Genomic DNA, 16,753 nt, shown 5'->3' with positions numbered 1-16,753 from the left:
GCTTACCGTGATTTTGGGCACGCCTCGAAAATAGCCAGTTTGCGCGCCTTTTCGGCTGTAAAGCCTTTTGCGAAGCGGTGCTGACGTACCAGCTTGCGCACTCCCTGCATAGATATAACCACGGGCTTGCCGCCCCATACCGACACCAAAAACTTGCGGCGGTGCAAATCGGCACTGCGCTGCGCCTTGCGAATGGCACGCTTTTTACGCCATTCAAACAGGCATACTTGAATAAACTTCTTAATCTTTACCATGTTACGTTTTTTGCGGTCGTCCGCTTGCCGAACGACGGTGTGAAACTTGTTATCTTTGAATGCTTCTGCAAAATAGATATTGCGCTTTCGTCTGCGTCGGGTGCGTCGTCGTGTCCTCTCATTCCCTTTTGGAATGCGAGCGTTTGGTCTATGCCCGCCAGCATGTCAGGGTCGTCTTTCTGGCTGTCATCGTAGAAGACAAAACCACGTTCCCACAGGGGCGCAATGCTTTCAATGCGCAGGAACTTGTCGGGTTTCTTGCGTTTGTCCCCCACGATAGGCATCTGATAGCCACGCAGCACGCCCTCGGTAGTGAAGTCGTCCAGCAAAGCGTCCTGTATGAAGTTGGCCTCCATATAGTATTTTATCGCTATGCCCGTCTTTCCTGCCCATTCGTACAGGTCATAGCACCAGCGCACCATTTCCGCCACCGTGGCTTGTCTGACGAATGCCCGCAAGTGCCACAGCTGCGTTTTCTTTGTCTTTCCCCACAGCTTCGCCGCCTTGTAGTCGTTCTTTTGGCTTGACTTCCACGACGGGTCTATGTACAGCACTATTTCGGTAAAGTCGCGCCACGCTGGGCGTTTAGCCCACCTTATCCAGTCGGCGCGGAACACAGCCCCGTCGACGATAGGGTTATTCATATATTCGCGCTGAAACGAACGGTAGCCCGTGAAGTCCTCAATCGCCTGCACTTCCTGCCGCGTCCACTTCGCAGCCCACGACACATTACCTTTTGCGTCCAGTATATTGACCTGCGACACCTTGACGCTTTTAATGGCACACACGTTGGCCAGCACGCTGTTTTTCGCTATCAAGTTACCCACCATGATAAAACGGCCGCGTCCGCCGTCCAGCGCGCCGAATAGTGCCTCCTTTACCCAATCGGTCAGTTTGGTAACACGGGCAGGGCTTTGGCAGAGTTCGTCGTCGTCGAGGTCGTCTATGACAATGTAGTCGGGTCGGTGGCTTCGATAGCGCAGACCACGCGGCGACTGTCCACGGCCGCGGGCAAAGAATGCCGTGCCGTCCTTAGTAACGAACGAGCCGTCTTCCCACGTTCCATTATTGTGCTGCTGTCCAAAGTCATTTATGTAGCGTTTGTTATACTGTAACTCCGCCTGCAAGTCGGCAAGCAGTGTTTTCGCGTTGTCCTCGCTTTTTCCGACCAGCACCATAACCCAAAACTGGCGAAGCTCCGCACCGCCATATATCTGCGCTTTCAGCCACATAGGTATAAAAATATCTATGTGGGTGGACTTCGCCGCGCCTCTGTGCCACTTATATACGGCTTTCAGGTTCTTGTCGGCTTTAATCTGCTTTGCCGCCTTAATCTGGAATGGCGCGCAGGGTGTCTGCTTTCCTGTCTGCGGGTTGCTGGTGTAGTGTGGGAAATAATAATCGACAAACGCGCCGTAATCAGATAGCAGGTGTTTGATACGTTCTTTTTTCTGCTTCTCTGTTTCGTGCGCGTTTGTCGTTGTTGCTTCCTCGACAGCCTCGCAGTGCGCCCTCCATTGCAGGACGGCTTCTTTCAGCGTAAGTTTGTCGTAATTTGGCATAGCTTTTTACATTAGCTTGTTTTGCATTAAATAGTTGATGTACTGGTCTTGGTACTTCATTATCTTTTTCATCAGTTCTGGCGTAATGCTTTCGTCGAACTGCGCCTGAAATTGAAGCCATTTACCAAATGCCATAAACACCTCGATAGCGTCTACCACGCTTGCTTTTTTATCCAGTTTCTCAATGGTGGCGGCAATCTTCGCCAGCTTGTCGCCCAATCCGTTTGCCACGTCTGGATTTTCTGACACCTCTACGCTGTCGATCATCTTGTCTATTGTTCGCAGGAGCTTGTTTACCAGTTCAGGGCGCGTGATGTTCTTTGCCGCGCGCTGTTCCTGCCAGCCGCCTGCATTGACCCATTTTGTTACCGTCTGGGGCGACACGCCCACTTTTTCCGCTATTAACTTCTGCTGGTCGCCTTGCATATACAGCAGGCGTGCGTACTCTCGTCGGTCTTCGAGTTCTTTCTTACTAATCATTCATAAGTTTACTGTTATATGGTTATTGTGATGTTAAGACACTGCAAAGGTGGGCAAAAACGGCCGTCCGTGAAAAAAGAGTGTAAGGTTTTTACACTGCTTTTGCAGGGAGCAAAGAAATACTGCAATTTTGCGTCGGAAACATCGCGGCGTAGAGCAGCTGGCAGCTCGCGGGGTTCATTCCCCCGAAGTCGCAGGTTCGAGTCCTGCCGCCGCAACTCAAAGTTTTTTCATGTATTAGTTAAGGTTAATAGATTGTTTACAAGTGGCCTGCTGTGAAGCCCGCCACTTTTCAAACAAACAAAAAACAACAAAGAACAATGGCAAAAGAAGTGGTGATAAATACCAGTGGACTGAACAGCTACGGCAGCCGTGTGCTGACCGACGGACTGGACACGACACAATATCAGAAAAACCCTGTGCTTCTATGGATGCACAGGCGTTACGGCGACAACAGCGCGCCTATCGGTCGCATGGAAAACCTGCGCATCGACGGCGACCGCTTGATTGGCACTCCAGTTTTCGACCTTGAGGACGACTTTGCAAAGAAAATCGCAAACAAATGGGACAAAGGTTTTTTGAATATGTGCAGCGCGTCTGTCGACATACTGGAAACCAGTACCGACCCACGGCACCTTATACAAGGGCAAAGCCGTGCCACCGTTACGCGTGGCAAGCTCTTAGAGGTCAGCATTGTGGACATCGGCAGCAATGACGACGCATTGAAGCTAATGAACAGTGGAAAACTTCTGGAACTGTCAGCAGGCGAAGCGTCGCCCTTGCTGCCCCTGCTGGAGCTGTCAAACACCGACAATTCGGTAAATTCAAACATAATTCAACAAACAAAAATGAAAAAAGAAACATTGCTTATTCTCGGACTTCCCGAAACGGCAACCGAGGAACAGGTACACGACGCAATCGTAAACCTGAACAAAAAGGCGGAACAGGTAGAGACCTTGCAGCTTGCCAATGTAACGGCAGCCGTGGACGCAGCCATTGCCGACCGACGTATCACGGCCGACAAGCGCGACCATTTCATCAATCTGGGCAAGGCGGCAGGCCTCCAGAGCCTTACGGAAACATTGAACCTTATGCAGCCCGCCCGCAAACCTACCGACATGCTGGACTTGTCGAACGACAACGCAGGCAAGCAACAGCCAACAGGCAAGCAGGAGTATGCGAAGCTGTCGGACGTGCCAGAAGACAAGCTGCTCGAGCTTCGCAAGGACAACCCCAAAGAGTATGCGCGCCTGTATAAGCGGGAGTATGGCATTGAGTGCCCTGTAATCAAAGAATAACTAACAAACTTTTTAAGGATAATGGAAAACAAGAAAATGACAAAGAAAAGTGCTTTGCTTCTACTGCTCTGCGCTTTGTGTTTTAACAGCGTCGTAGGTGCAGCCGTCAGTGTCTTAGCTTTCGGCGGTTCTTCGCTTGTCGGTGCAATCGTGGCGAATGCCGTTGCGCTTATCGTGGGCGCATCTTTCCCAAAGTCGGCCTTGCGCTCTGGCGTGTTGGTAGAGGTGTGGACGGGCGAGATGATTAAGGCATTCCGTACACCCCCGACGGCCGTAAGCTGGTTTGACCGCGTGCGCTCGTATGACCAGTATGTGGAAAATGACGTTATCCACTTTGCAGAGCTGGGCGGCGACCCGAAAGTGTTAATCAACAACACCACCTACCCGCTTAACATTCAGACACTGGAAGACGCAGACAAGCCCGTCAGCCTCGACAAGTTCGACACAGAGGCAACGCCAGTAACAGACGACGAACTGCACGCCCTCAGTTACGACAAAATGGGGAGTGTTCAGGAACGCCACCGCGAATCGCTTAAAGAGGCGACGTACCAAAAGGCATTGCACGCCTATGCGCCCGACTCGAACGTGGCAAAGAAAACCCCTGTTTTCGTTACCACGGGCGAAGCTGTCGGCGGCCGCAAGAAAATGGTACCAGCCGACCTTGTCGAACTGAAACGCCAGTGCGACTTAATGGGCATGCCGCAGGAGGGTCGTGTGCTCGTGTTGTGTCCAGACCATAGCAATGACCTGCTCGAAACCAGCAAGAACTATGCGGAGCACTACAACATCAACGACACCGAGGGCAAAATCACACGCCTGTACGGCTTCGATATTTACGAATACAACAACTGCCCGTTCTACACTGTTAGCACGCTTAAAAAACTTGCATTCGGCAAAACGCCAGCAGGTACAGAACAGCAGGCTTCCGTGGCGTTCCACGTCGGCAGTATGATGAAAGCCAACGGCTCTGTGAAGTTCTACCACAGCGAAGCGAAGAACGACCCTTTGTATCATCGCAACCTCGTGAACTTCCGCAAATACGGCATTGCCTTGCCGCTTAAAGCGAATTGCACCCGTGCTGCTATCGTCAGTGCTACTGCCTAATGGAAAAGCGGCTTAAATACTTAGTGATACACTGCACTGCCACACGGGCAGGTCGTGAGGTGTCCGCCGCCGATATTAGGCGGTGGCACACTTCGCCCCCGCCCGACGGCAGAGGCTGGAAGCAGGTAGGATATACCGACCTTGTACACCTTGACGGGCGCATTGAACGGCTCGTAAGGAACAACGAGGACGAATGGGTGGACGACTGGGAAGTAACCAACGGCGCAGCAGGCTATAACAGCGTAAGCAGGCATATCGTCTATGCTGGTGGCTGCGCAGCAGACGGAAAGACACCCGAAGACACCCGCACACAGGCGCAGAAAGACGCTCTGGAACGCTATGTCCTCGACTTCCACGCAAAGCACCCTAACATAAAGATAATTGGCCACAGGCAGCTGAACGGGGCAAAGGCTTGCCCGTCTTTCGACGTTCCTGCGTGGCTTCAAAGTATTGGTATAAGACAGTAAAAATGAATGGACAGCGAAGTAACAACGCTTATCGTGTCTTCTTTCGCTTCCGCCCTTAGTGCGCCGATTGGCGCGTGGGTGGGCAGCCGACTGCAAGCCGCGAAGTATAAGGCAGAAATAGACGGCCTGCGTGCAGAGGTACAGAACAAGCTCGCTGGCGTTAAAAACAGCGAGCTGGACAACGTGCGCAAGGCAAACGACATTCTTGTCGAAAGCATCGTTACACCGCTGAAAAAAGAAATCAACAGTTTACGCCGTGATGTGGATAAATTTAGAAAAGCGGTTGAGAAAATACCGTCTTGCAGCTATGCTGACAATTGCCCTGTTTCTCGTCAGTTGCGGAAGTACGAAAACTGCGACGCTGGAACAGACGACAGCGACTGCGTTAAGTAGCAGCCAGCAGACGCAGCGCGACAGCCTGCTATATGCCCGTATGGACGCAGAGCTTGAACGCGTAATGCAACAGGCCAGCAGCTTCGATATGCAAGCCGTTATCTTTGACACCACACAGCCTGCCGACAGTGCCACGGGCTTGCCGCCAGTCAAAGCAGCCATTAGGCAGCGCAGACAGGTAAGAACAACGGACTGCGCGCGGGAACGTCAGAAGACGGCGCAGGCGGCAGAGGTCAGCACAGCGAGAAAAGCCGCCGAACATAGCAAAACGGCCAGTACCTTACAGGTAAAGAAACGACAAAAGCCCGCCACGGACAGCTATCTGGTATGCGGGTTATTGTCCGTCCTGCTCGGTGCAGCGGCCACAGTTACAATTTACATTAAACGAAAAAGAAATGAGTACAGGTCTAACCATTAACAGACAGAACGGCAACGTTCCTAAAAGCGTGGCAGGCAAAGACCATGTTAGCGGCCTTGTCGCTTACCTGTTGTCTACCGAAGTGCCAGAGGCTTTTAAGACAGCCCCCGTGCAGGGCGTTTCTACCATTGACAAGGCAGAGCAGCTGGGCATTACAGCCGACGCAAAGGCTGCGTGGTCTATCAGGGTGCTGCATTACCAGCTTTCCGAAATCTTCCGCGTAAACAAGGGCATTACCCTTTATCTGGGCATCTTCGCGAAACCAGACACGCACACGTTTGCCGAAATCAAGACCATGCAGCACTATGCACTGGGCGAAATTAGGCAGATTGGTATTTGGGACGGAACGACCGCCCTAACCCCGCAGAACATTGTAGCCATTCAAAATGTGGCCGACAGTCTGGACGAAGAAAACGCCCCCCTTTCGGTGGTCTACGCGCCCAAAGTGGCAGACTACAAGAAGCTGCCCGCCAACCTTGCGGCTGGACAAAGCCGTGTAAGCGTCTGCATTGCGCAGGACGGTGGCGGAACTGGTGCGGCATTGTTCGCCCATACAGACAACAGCACGCGTGCCAGCGTGTCGGCTGTGGGCGTAATGCTTGCCACCATGTCGCTTGCCGCCGTGCATCAGTGCATAGCGTGGGTTAAGAAGTTCCCGTCAGGCATCAGCCAGCCTGCTTTATCGGACGGCGTGCTTGTGCGCGACATCGACAAGGCAGAGCTCGCGAAGCTGGACACTGGCCGTTATTGCTTCCTTATTACCCACGTTGGCATCGCTGGCAGCTACTGGAACGACAGCCATAATATGGACTTGCCCACAAGCGACTATGCCGCCATTGAGAACGTGCGCACTATGGACAAGGCCGTGCGTGGCATTCGCGTGTATGTTACGCCAGAACTGGGCGGCAACGTCTATATCGACCCCGTTACGGGCAAAATGCAGCCCTACACCGTGGAGCATTTGCAGAGCACGGCAAACATCGCCTTAGAGGAAATGGAAAAGGCAGGGGAACTTAGCGGATATTCTGCCGAAATCGACCCTGAGCAGAACGTGGGCAGCACCTCGGAGGTAGAAATCGTTATCAAAAACGTGGCTGTGGCCGTGGCGCGTAAAATCAGAGTGAAAATCGGTTACGTTAAAACAGTATAGCAATGGAAGTAATAAACAACGGAGTCCCTTTCATTAACGGGAAACTGTATGACTGGGCAGACATCGTTACTACTATCGCGGGCGTGCCCGTTACTGGAATAGTAGCGATAGAATACAGCGACGACCAAGAGGTCGAAGTCAAGTACGGCGCAGGCCGCTACCCTGTCGGCTATGGTAAGGGGCGCATTAAGCCTACCGCCAAAATCACGCTTTATCAAGAGGAAGTGGAAGCCATACAGGCGCAGAGCGTGAACGGGCGTTTGCAGGATATTGCACCTTTCGATATCAATGTAACATATATGCCAGACAGCGGCATCGTGAAAACCGACAAGCTGCGTAACTGTATGTTCAAGAACAACAAGCGCGGCTGGAAAGAGGGCGACACGGGCAAGACCGTGGAACTTGACCTGCTTTTGTCAAATATCGACTGGGCAAAATAAACAGTTAAACAGCATTTAACAACCCATTAAACAGTTTATAAATATGGATAAAGACGCATACAAGGAGTTTAACGGCGGTGTTACCGCTGAAAACGTAGAACAGTGGAAAAAGCAGCACGGTAAGGTCTTCTGTATCGAAGTGGAGGACGGCGACGACCTGCACAAGGGATATTTCCGCCGCCCGTCTATCGACATTATGGCCGCCGTTACGAAGTTGTCGAAGACAGACGAAGTTAAGAGCGGTAAAACGCTGTTCGACGGCTGCTGGCTCGGTGGAAGCGAACCGCTTAGACAGGACAGCGTGCTGTTCCTTACCTGCTTGCAGCAGCTTAATGTGTTGCTTACCAGTGCGACGGGTCGCGTAAAAAACTTATAACGTCGCACCTGCTTGAGGTTGACGTGGAGGGGAAAGAGGATAAAGACGGGTTTGTCAAAGCCTGTGCCCTTATTCGCTCAAACCTACACATTGACCCAACGGCAGGCAGCGACGAAGACTTCGCTTGGTGGTATGCGCAGGCTCTATGGCTTGAAGAAATACGATTGAAAAATCAGGCAGACTTACTGGCGCGCTTGTTTCTTGAAAAGAAATCGTGAACAAAGGCACGAATAAGCAGCAATGATACATATAGAGGTAACAACAACATCCCTATATATATGAATGCGGTAAGCGCTTGTCCTATAAAAATTAAAACACTTTCCATTCTGTTGCATTTAACACGGTGCAAGTATAAGTAAAAAAAGTCGGATATGCAAAATTTTCAGTACAATTTTAACGTAGGCGGTAATTATTCCGCCGAAATAAACAACATAACCAGTGCGACAGGCAGATTTTCCGCGTCTGTCGACGGAGCTATGTCTACCGTTACGAAATTGGCTGGAAAGTTTGCCGTGTTCGACCTTGCATCGTCTTATATGTCAAAATTCGACTCGACCATTCAATCACTTTCAACGGCAGGCATAACGCTGGACAGCCAAATGCACGACCTCTCTGCCGTGGCTGGCGTCACGGGTAAAGGTCTGAAAGAAATAGAGGGCTACGCCAGAGAGAGTGCGCAGGCATTCGGTACGGACGCAGGCGTTGCGGTGGAGGGTTACAAACTGCTTTTGTCACAGCTCACGCCCGAACTGGCTAAATGCCCCGAAGCTCTCAAAGCCATGGGTACCTCCATACAGACCACCAGCAAGCTAATGGGCAATGACGGCGTGGCAGCCGCCGAAGTTCTTACCACGGCAATGAACCAGTACGGAGTTTCATTGGACGACCCATTGGAAGCCAGCCGTAAAATGGCCGATATGATGAACGTAATGGCGGCGGCTGGGCAGGCAGGTAGTGCGGAACTTCCAGCCATTAAGGCAGCCCTCGAACAGTGCGGTATGGCGGCAAAGTCGGCCAATGTCAGCTTTGAAGAAACAAACGCCGCCATACAGGTGCTGGACAAGGCAGGTAAGAAAGGCAGCGAGGGCGGTGTGGCTCTGCGCAACACGCTGGCCATATTGGGGCAGGGGCGGTTCTTGCCAAAGGACACGCGCGAAGCTCTGGAAGCGGCAGGCATTAACGTGCTAAAACTGGGCGACAAAAGTCTGACGCTGAAAGAACGCCTCGATATGCTGAAGCCTATAATGAAAGACTCCGCACTGTTCAGCAAGTTGTTTGGTATGGAGAATGCCAACGCCGCCCGCGCACTGGTACAGGGCAGCGACCAAATAAAGGCTTTTCAAGACCAGATAACAGGCACGAAAAGCGCAGAGGAACAGGCAGCCGTAGTAATGGACAGCTACGCAGAACGTCAGGCACGCGTGCAGCAGCGTTTTAAAGATATGAAAATATCTATCTTTCAAGCCACAGGCGACCTGTCTATCTGGGTGGGTACGCTAACCTCTGCACTTGTACCCCTTTCGCAGCTTATGCCGCTAATTCAGGGCGTAGGCAGCGTAATGGCATCTGTCAAAGGCTTGCAGTGGGCAAGTATGTGGTCGCGCATTCAGCGTTTTGTTTTCGCATCGCGTCTGCAAATGGCTTTTATGAACCGTGAACTGATAACGGGGCAATTTGCTTCAAATGGTTTTATGCTGAACATTGCACGCGCTACGCTTGCCGTGCTACGGTTTGGTACTGTCGGGATATTGCAGGGCATCAAGGCACTGGGAACATTCCTGCTTTCACTCGTTACCACTGGCGGAGCTTCCGCAACATTTGCGGGTATTGCATCTGCTTCATTCTCTGCGTTCAAGCTGTCGGCTGTAACAGCTTGCCGTGCCGTTGGCGTGGCGATTATGAATATCCCTATTATCGGTTGGGTGGCTGCTGCCATAGCTGCGCTTATTGCGCTGGGCGTGTATTTCTGGAATACATCTGTAAAATTCCGCGCGGTACTCAAAGGCTTATGGGCTGCGTTCAAAACGGTGTTTACTGGCATCGGTTTACTGGCAAAGCAGACATTTGGAGCTGTCGGCGACCTGATTAAAGCAGCTTTCAAGTTGGACGCTGGCGGAATATCTGCGGCACTGGACAGGCTCAAAGGAACTTACAGCGACTTTGGCAAAAAGGTCGGGCAGGCATTCAGCGAAGCGTATAACGCCGAAATCAAGGCGGGCGAAAAAAAGAACGTCAGCAAGAAAAAGGCAAAGGCACAGCCTTCTGCGGTAGTTCCTGTTGTGGCACAGCCGAAAGTTCCCGACGTAACGGGCGGCACGGCAGGAAACACCAAATCGAAGAAGCACGACAAAAGCGGCGACAGCAGCAGTGAAAGCGGAAGCAAGATAAAGAATATAACCATTAACGTAGACAGACTGGTAGAACGTATTGAAATACATACGGCAAATATGAAAGAGGGTGCAGAACGTATTAAAGACGTAGTAGCAGAAGCCCTGCTGTCGGCGTTGAATGACACTAATTTAGCAACGGACTGAAATGTTACCTATTAGTTTCAAATTCGTGGCCGCCAGCGCGGCACAGCAGTTGAAAGGCGTACTGTACAGGTTCTCCCCTGCCAGAACTGCGGCATCGCCCGACTGGAACGGCGACGGGGCAACCATTCAGGCGCAGAACGTCGCAAGCCCTTACACGGACAAAAGTGCGTGGGCAGACCGTTACGCCCTGTGCGAGCTGACGTTCAGAAAGGAAAGCGGCGAAGAACTGGTGATGAACGACGCAATCGCAGCCATAGCCAAAAGCAAGAATATCATTAAAACAAACCTTGTGGGTATGGCTGGCAGCGTGAAAGAATACATCGGCGACGGCGACTATTCCATTAACGTGCTGGTAGGTGTTCAGGCAGTAGAAAACGGCCTTATTGTCGATAAATACCCGTCGGAGGGTATAACGCAGCTGCACGACTTTTTCAACGCGGACGAGCCTATTTATGTGCATTCCGCATTCTTGGAGCTGTTCGACATCAGTAAGGTAGTAATTAGCAGCTTTTCTGCCAGCCAAAGGACAGAAAGCAATTACCAGCCTATTGAAATTTCAATGATAAGCGACGGCGATTATAACGTGTACGGTACCGATTATAAATAGCATTTGATAACCATTCAAAAGGTAGTTAAACAATGTACAGACTTTGTGCAAAAATAGAATTTACAGGCGCGAAAAAATGGCAGCTTGACTATGTTACGGAAGTAGAGATAACCCGCGACACAGAAAGGCTGACAGATACCTGCAAAATCACGCTGCCTAAAAAGTTGAAGTGGGACGGCGAAAGCCGCGTACCATTGCAGCGGGGCGACGGTGTTAAAGTGTGGCTGGGCTACGACGACAACTTAGAACTGGCCTTTGTCGGCTACGTCAGGGAGGTGGGCTTCAAAACGCCTATTGTCGTGGACTGTGAAGACGAAATGTACAAACTTAAACAGCTACCTGCACAGAAAAAGGCATACAAGAACGCGACACTTGAACAGCTGCTGAAAGACCAGAACATCGGTTACACAATTAAGGTAATGGGCGAACAGCACCTCGGACAGTACCGCGTAACTTCCGACACGGTGGCCAGTATGCTGGGCAAGCTGCAACAAAACGGCATCAGGTCTTTTTTCAAGTACGAAGACGGGAAGCCTGTTTTATATGCAGGCGTTCTATTTAAAACATCGGCAACCATTTCGCAGGTTTTCGCCACAGGCATAAATATCATTAGCGACGACAGCCTCGAACAACAAAAGGCAGACAGTATGCGCCTGTGCATTAAGGCGGTCAGCCTTATGCCGAACAATAAAAAAATAAAGGTTGAAGTCGGCGACGCTGACGGCGAACGCCGCACCATACACACATACAACAAGAAAGAAAGTGAGTTAAAGGCGTGGGCGGAGCAGGAAGTGAAACGCTTAAAGCGCGACGGCTTGAAAGGAAACCTAACCACATTCGGCTACAAACTCGCAGATAAGCTCGACGCGGTAGGCATCAAGATAGACGACACGCCTATGGGTGTCTATCAGATAAAAAAGAACGTGATTAAATACAGCACTGGCGGCTATCGTCAGGACATAACATTAGGGCAAAGGGTGGCAGAATGAACACGCAGGAAATAATACAAAGAATAGTGCAGCAGGGTGCGGCACCCGTCGGCTGTGTCGCCTGTATGGTTACGGCCGTGGATAAGACGGCACGCACTTGCGACTGCGACCCGCTGAATGAAGACGCACCTATTCTGGGCGTGAACTTACAGGCAAACCAGCAGGCAAAATTCGGCGTGGTGCAATTTCCGCGCGTGGGCAGCTTTGTCATCGTAGGCTTCCTGTCTGACGGTATGGCGGGCGCAGTTCTGCTGACTGACGACGTGGAAAGCATCGAGGTGGTTATCAGTGAGGACACAGCGCGGGCGGTTCTGGACGAGCAGGGTGTGCGCATCAATATGGCGGACAGCATCAGCGTAGAGCTGAACGGCGACGGCATCGTTATGAATGGTGGCGAACTGGGCGGACTGGTCAAGGTTGAAGACGTTACCACACGCCTGAACATTATAGAGAAAGATATAAATGCTTTGAAAAAGGCACTGGCTGGCTGGACACCAGTTCCACAGGACGGCGGCAGCGCACTGAAAGCTGGCGTAAACTCGTGGGCTGGCAAATCCTTGCAGCTATCAAAGCGTGGCGACTATGAAAATGAAAAGGTAAAGCAATGAAAGGACTACTGACAGATAACAAGACGGGCGACCTGCTCGTGGAGCACAAAACGGCTGCCGTCGATAACTGCGAGGGGCAAGTCATTGAATGCGTGCTAATGGCTGCCCGTGGGGAGTTCAAGGAATTGCCGCTCATAGGCGCAGAGGTACGCCAGCATATCGGTGGCACGCGGGACGTGTTCTGGCCGACAGAAACAAAGAAAATGATTAAAGCCGTGGGCGTAGACGTGCATACTATACAGGTAGACGCTGACGGCGTGATAAATATAAGATAGCACATTATGCAGGTAATGGTAAAAGACAGGCAAAGCCTAATAGACATAGCCGTGCAGGTGCTCGGTGGCGCGACTGGCGTCTTCGCGCTGGCAGAGCGTAACAATATCTGCATAACCGACAGGCTGCAAGATGGGCAGGTGCTCGAATGGGAGCTTGAGGACACCGTAGACGCAAAGGTACAGAAAGCATATCAGTTGCGTGGCATCGTACCTGCCACGGATATAAGCCAGCAGGACACGGCCGACCTGTTGGAAGCAACGGGCAGCCGCCTGCGCGACATCATACTGCCACCGTTCGGGCGCGACTGGCGCACGGAACTTATCAACGGTTCAGTGGTATGGTCTGTCGATAGCATACGCAGCGCGGCAAACGGCACTATGGGCGTAGCTGTGGCCACTACTGACGGCGTTGTGGTGGACAAGATAAAACAGGTGCAGAAGCAGATAGCTAACGGCGAGGCGGTCGTATCAGAAAGCGGCCAGACCCTTGTACGGTTGTTTACTAATCAATTTAACGACGTGTTTGCATAATGAATTTGACAGAAAACAGAGTTGCGGCAATAGAAACCGCAGAGCTTAGAAAAAGGGCTGAAACCATACGCGACGCTGTGATAACGAAAAGCGTAACGGCAGAAATGGTGGGCAGCCTGTTCGTAGACCTTATAGAGTGCTGCGGCAGTGTGCGCAATGCACTGGCGTTGTTTCTTGACACCAACGTCGCAGAGATAACGGCGGACGTAGACAAGCGACTGGCAGGCGTGGACGCTGCCACCAAAGCCGCAACGGCAGAAACACAAAAGAGTAATGCCACCCGTGCAATGGTTGAAAAACTGGTTAATCTGCTTAGTTCGCAGAATGTTCAGCAGCCTACGAAATTGGAAATATCATACTGCCCCGACAGTATTACGCTTGGAAACACGGCACGCCCGAAAATTGAGGCACGCGCACTGCCTGCATTCGGCTTTGGCTCTCTGCTGTTTATCGGCGACAATAGCATCGTGTCGCTTACCCCCGACGGGCATATCGTACCGTTAAAGGAGGGCGCAGGCACTGTGCAGGTCATTGCCACTGCCAACACAAGCGTATATAAGACGCTGACCATTGCCGTAGTGCCGCCGCGCATCAGGCTTGCAGGCGACAGCGTACGGCTGGATAATTCGGGTAATATACGTTTAACTTAATCATTTATATATTTATGGCATTGACATCAGAACAAGAAAAGGGACTGCTCGCCGTATTGGCGGCATTCCAGAACGGCAAGCGTATTAACGACCTTGCCGAAGCCAAAGGCGCATTAAAAGATATGCGCATCGAAGTCATGGACGAAACGGGCGAAACGCACCGTATGGAGCTGGCCACCGCAGTAGAGCGAGCGGCAAACCCTATTGCTGGGCGATATTGGAACACTGCCAATTCCACCCCTACCGCAGCAGGCTACTACGGAAGCCTTCAGGCATTGCGTGAATTGCCTGCAAAACTCGGTCTTGGCCGTTACCTTGTAACAGACGACCGTAAGAAGCGTAAGCTCGACCCGACGGACAGCACAAAGTACGCAGACGGAAGTCCCGCAGCCCTCGACGGAACACAGGGGCAGTGTATGTGGTGCTGGAACAGCTTTATCGCTAACATCTTCACAGAGGGCGGCACGCTTGTAAAGGCCATTACATTTGACAAGCCAATCGGTAACGGCGTGAGCGCGCGCATTCCTGCTGGCGGTACATCGTGGCTGGGTGCAGGTGTTATGGACAGAACAAATACGAAGCTGTGCTCGGTAATCAGCGAAGCGGAGCAATTCAGAGGCGGTGCAGGTTCTGCGCTCAATAAAGCCAGCTGTGCCAAATCGCCTGCCGCAGAGGCTGCACAGGTGTCTATGCTTGGAATGCCTGCCACACAGATAAGCACAACCAATTTCGGCACTTATGCCCGCAAACGTGGTGAGGGCTGGGAAGCTAACTGGTTTGTTGCGCAGTTCGTTGCGGAGTTCCTTATTGAAATCATTATGGGAACGACCAACACGCAGGCTGCATTCGTTGCAGAAAAGGACACAAACGGGTTGTATCAGGGCGGCTTCGGCATTGGCGTAACCGATATGCCAGACTGGGCAGGTTACAACGGCTATTATCCTGTTGTCCCTACAAAAGTAGGACTTGAAGCTGGCGACGGCGTGTGCCTCGTTCCATATAACCTGCCTGCGTCTGACGGCTCGACCTACAAGACCTTTAACATACCTGTGTTCTTTGGCCTCGTACACGCTAACTATGGCAACCTATGGCGATGGGTGCGTGGTATGATTATGAACGCGGGAGATAAAAGCGAAGTGTACATTTCGCGTTCAATGTATGCACCTTTCGACCCTACTACCATAGAGGGTAAAACTAAGGTTGCAGAATGTCCGCAAACAGATGGCTACATCAAGCGTAAGAGCTATAACGGTCTATGTTGTATGCCTACCGAAGTGGGCGCATCTGCTTCTACGAATTACGCCGACTACTTCTGGACTAATGCAAAGACCAGTAAAGGGCTTCGGGTTCGTGCTGCTGGCGGTTCTGCGGGCGATGGCACGAATGCGGGTGCGTCGGCTGCGAGTGCTTATAATGCGGCCGCGGCTACGCTTGCGGTTTGCTCGTCGCCTCTCTGCTATTTTGAGGCAGACCCGATAGTTGAAGCGTAACCGAATGCGACACGAAAAAATAGTTCTTTGACATTTTGCGCTAACAGTGAATATACCTGCGGCGGGGCTATTACACCCCGCTGTCAGGCGGGCGTTTTTTTCGTCAAAAAATAAGTTTTGCTGTATCTAATAACAGTAGGTGGAGTCCCCCGCGGCGGGCTTCGGGTTCGTGCTGCTGGCGGTTCTGCGAACAATGGCACGAATGCAGGCGCGTCGGCTGCGAATGCTTATAATGCAGCCACGACTACGAATGCGAATAACTCGTCGCCTCTATACTTTGCAAAAGAAATATGCTATTATGGGACAAGCCTTGCCACTGGGCAAAAAATATCAAGTCAAAAAGGGTATTGGTAGGACGGGCGACCGCCTCGAAAGTTCCCGACTATGCAAAGCAGAAACAATGAAAAGAATAGGTTATTTATTTGGCGACATCTGTACGCTTGAAAATCCATATTTGGCACACGTGAACGCTTCAAAAGGGAAGCGCAACCGCAAGGAGGTGCAACGGTTTGGAGCTGATTTGCAGGCTAACATTTACCAGATACGGCAGGAGTTGTTGAAACATACCTACACTACTGGCAAATACAGCGTGTTTATCAAGTACGAACTGAAACGCCGAGAAATATACAAGCTACCATACCGCGACCGTGTGGTACAGTGGGCTATAATGCAGATACTGGCCGCTGATAAACGCTACTTAAACGGTGTTCAAATATACATTAACGACTATTTAGAGAACGACCGCCTGCTGCACATCAAAAGCAATTATCAGATTTTCCCTGTGGAAAGTCGGGGTATAGACTTTGTGGGCTGCGTTACACGACACGGCTATTGTTTGGCGCGTAAGCGCAATAAAAAGGCACCGTGTAGAAAACGGTAGCTGCATTGCGCAAGAAAGGGCATATATCGAAAGAAATACGCCTTATGCTTGCTTCAAGGTTAGGGTTTATGTATCACTGCAACAGCGTGAATTTATTAAGAAAGTTAGATGTGAAAGACTGGAAAGAGGTAGACAAAAAGGGTAATGGTGGGCTTACAGGCTCAAAATATCCCATAGATGCTATTTTGAGCAGGGAAATACATCTGCAAGCCGTGAAAGTAGAACCGTCAAAGCGCAACGACGGGAA

General features: G+C 51.3%; 19 protein-coding genes, 1 tRNA gene and 1 pseudogene. 18 read left to right on the top strand and 3 right to left on the bottom strand.

The window, feature by feature from the left end:
* Positions 1-2: 2 nt before the first annotated feature.
* The 3 genes from HMPREF1640_RS08930 to HMPREF1640_RS08920 are packed head-to-tail and all read right to left on the bottom strand — an operon-like array spanning position 3 to position 2,293.
* Positions 3-254 (bottom strand): hypothetical protein, encoded by a 252-nt coding sequence (locus HMPREF1640_RS08930; protein ID WP_036894008.1) that lies wholly within the window; start codon positions 252-254, stop codon positions 3-5.
* Positions 248-1,816: a hypothetical protein gene (locus tag HMPREF1640_RS08925; protein ID WP_036894007.1), complete on the bottom strand. Its 1,569-nt coding sequence runs from the start codon at positions 1,814-1,816 to the stop codon at positions 248-250. The genes HMPREF1640_RS08930 and HMPREF1640_RS08925 overlap by 7 nt, the downstream gene beginning before the upstream one ends.
* Before the next feature lie 6 nt (positions 1,817-1,822).
* Positions 1,823-2,293 carry a terminase gene (locus HMPREF1640_RS08920; protein ID WP_081935331.1) on the bottom strand — a complete coding sequence of 157 codons (471 nt, stop codon included), beginning with the start codon at positions 2,291-2,293 and terminating at the stop codon, positions 1,823-1,825.
* A 148-nt stretch (positions 2,294-2,441) separates the two neighbouring features.
* Between HMPREF1640_RS08920 and HMPREF1640_RS08915 the strand changes: the two genes are divergently transcribed.
* From HMPREF1640_RS08915 to HMPREF1640_RS08825, 18 genes and pseudogenes are all read left to right on the top strand, one after another.
* Positions 2,442-2,514, top strand: a tRNA-Met gene (locus tag HMPREF1640_RS08915).
* 102 nt (positions 2,515-2,616) lie between these two features.
* Positions 2,617-3,594 (top strand): HK97 family phage prohead protease, encoded by a 978-nt coding sequence (locus HMPREF1640_RS08910; RefSeq protein ID WP_036894004.1) that lies wholly within the window; start codon positions 2,617-2,619, stop codon positions 3,592-3,594.
* 36 nt (positions 3,595-3,630) lie between these two features.
* Entirely contained in the window at positions 3,631-4,698 is a 1,068-nt protein-coding gene (locus HMPREF1640_RS08905; protein WP_231565877.1) for a hypothetical protein, read from the top strand.
* Positions 4,698-5,165, top strand: coding sequence for an N-acetylmuramoyl-L-alanine amidase (locus HMPREF1640_RS08900; protein WP_036894001.1), 468 nt, complete (start codon positions 4,698-4,700; stop codon positions 5,163-5,165). Before HMPREF1640_RS08905 ends, HMPREF1640_RS08900 begins: the two co-directional genes overlap by 1 nt.
* A gap of 6 nt (positions 5,166-5,171) precedes the next feature.
* On the top strand, positions 5,172-5,558 hold the full coding sequence (locus HMPREF1640_RS08895; RefSeq protein ID WP_052051779.1) for a hypothetical protein: 387 nt from the start codon (positions 5,172-5,174) through the stop codon (positions 5,556-5,558).
* A gap of 40 nt (positions 5,559-5,598) precedes the next feature.
* The gene (locus HMPREF1640_RS08890; protein WP_036893999.1) at positions 5,599-5,976 is read left to right on the top strand and encodes a hypothetical protein; all 378 of its coding nucleotides are present in this window, start codon (positions 5,599-5,601) and stop codon (positions 5,974-5,976) included.
* Positions 5,954-7,126 carry a DUF2586 family protein gene (locus HMPREF1640_RS08885; RefSeq protein WP_036893997.1) on the top strand — a complete coding sequence of 391 codons (1,173 nt, stop codon included), beginning with the start codon at positions 5,954-5,956 and terminating at the stop codon, positions 7,124-7,126. Before HMPREF1640_RS08890 ends, HMPREF1640_RS08885 begins: the two co-directional genes overlap by 23 nt.
* A 2-nt stretch (positions 7,127-7,128) precedes the next feature.
* Complete coding sequence (locus HMPREF1640_RS08880) at positions 7,129-7,566, top strand: hypothetical protein (RefSeq protein WP_036893995.1); 438 nt, start codon at positions 7,129-7,131, stop codon at positions 7,564-7,566.
* Positions 7,567-7,609: 43 nt separating this feature from the next.
* On the top strand, positions 7,610-7,942 hold the full coding sequence (locus tag HMPREF1640_RS08875) for a hypothetical protein (protein WP_036893993.1): 333 nt from the start codon (positions 7,610-7,612) through the stop codon (positions 7,940-7,942).
* 371 nt (positions 7,943-8,313) lie between these two features.
* Positions 8,314-10,476, top strand: a complete 2,163-nt coding sequence (locus HMPREF1640_RS08865; protein ID WP_036893990.1) for a phage tail tape measure protein — start codon at positions 8,314-8,316, stop codon at positions 10,474-10,476.
* A gap of 1 nt (position 10,477) precedes the next feature.
* A complete protein-coding gene (locus tag HMPREF1640_RS08860) occupies positions 10,478-11,083 on the top strand; it encodes a DUF6046 domain-containing protein (protein ID WP_036893989.1) in 606 nt (201 codons plus the stop codon).
* Positions 11,084-11,115: 32 nt separating this feature from the next.
* The gene (locus tag HMPREF1640_RS08855) at positions 11,116-12,072 is read left to right on the top strand and encodes a hypothetical protein (RefSeq protein ID WP_036893987.1); all 957 of its coding nucleotides are present in this window, start codon (positions 11,116-11,118) and stop codon (positions 12,070-12,072) included.
* Positions 12,069-12,680, top strand: a complete 612-nt coding sequence (locus HMPREF1640_RS08850; protein ID WP_036893985.1) for a hypothetical protein — start codon at positions 12,069-12,071, stop codon at positions 12,678-12,680. The genes HMPREF1640_RS08855 and HMPREF1640_RS08850 overlap by 4 nt, the downstream gene beginning before the upstream one ends.
* Positions 12,677-12,955 (top strand): hypothetical protein, encoded by a 279-nt coding sequence (locus HMPREF1640_RS08845; RefSeq protein ID WP_036893984.1) that lies wholly within the window; start codon positions 12,677-12,679, stop codon positions 12,953-12,955. Before HMPREF1640_RS08850 ends, HMPREF1640_RS08845 begins: the two co-directional genes overlap by 4 nt.
* Positions 12,956-13,253: 298 nt before the next feature.
* Positions 13,254-13,343: pseudogene (locus tag HMPREF1640_RS13935) on the top strand (hypothetical protein); the annotation flags it as partial.
* 142 nt (positions 13,344-13,485) lie between these two features.
* Positions 13,486-14,136 carry a hypothetical protein gene (locus HMPREF1640_RS08835; RefSeq protein WP_036893982.1) on the top strand — a complete coding sequence of 217 codons (651 nt, stop codon included), beginning with the start codon at positions 13,486-13,488 and terminating at the stop codon, positions 14,134-14,136.
* Positions 14,137-14,150: 14 nt separating this feature from the next.
* Entirely contained in the window at positions 14,151-15,626 is a 1,476-nt protein-coding gene (locus HMPREF1640_RS08830; RefSeq protein ID WP_231565875.1) for a hypothetical protein, read from the top strand.
* Between the two features lie 400 nt (positions 15,627-16,026).
* Positions 16,027-16,506 carry a hypothetical protein gene (locus HMPREF1640_RS08825; RefSeq protein ID WP_156098765.1) on the top strand — a complete coding sequence of 160 codons (480 nt, stop codon included), beginning with the start codon at positions 16,027-16,029 and terminating at the stop codon, positions 16,504-16,506.
* The last annotated feature ends 247 nt before the right edge of the window (positions 16,507-16,753 follow it).

It is taken from the genome of Prevotella sp. S7-1-8, assembly GCF_000758925.1.
Lineage (GTDB): Bacteria > Bacteroidota > Bacteroidia > Bacteroidales > Bacteroidaceae > Prevotella.
This window is presented reverse-complemented; position numbering and strand designations above follow the sequence as displayed.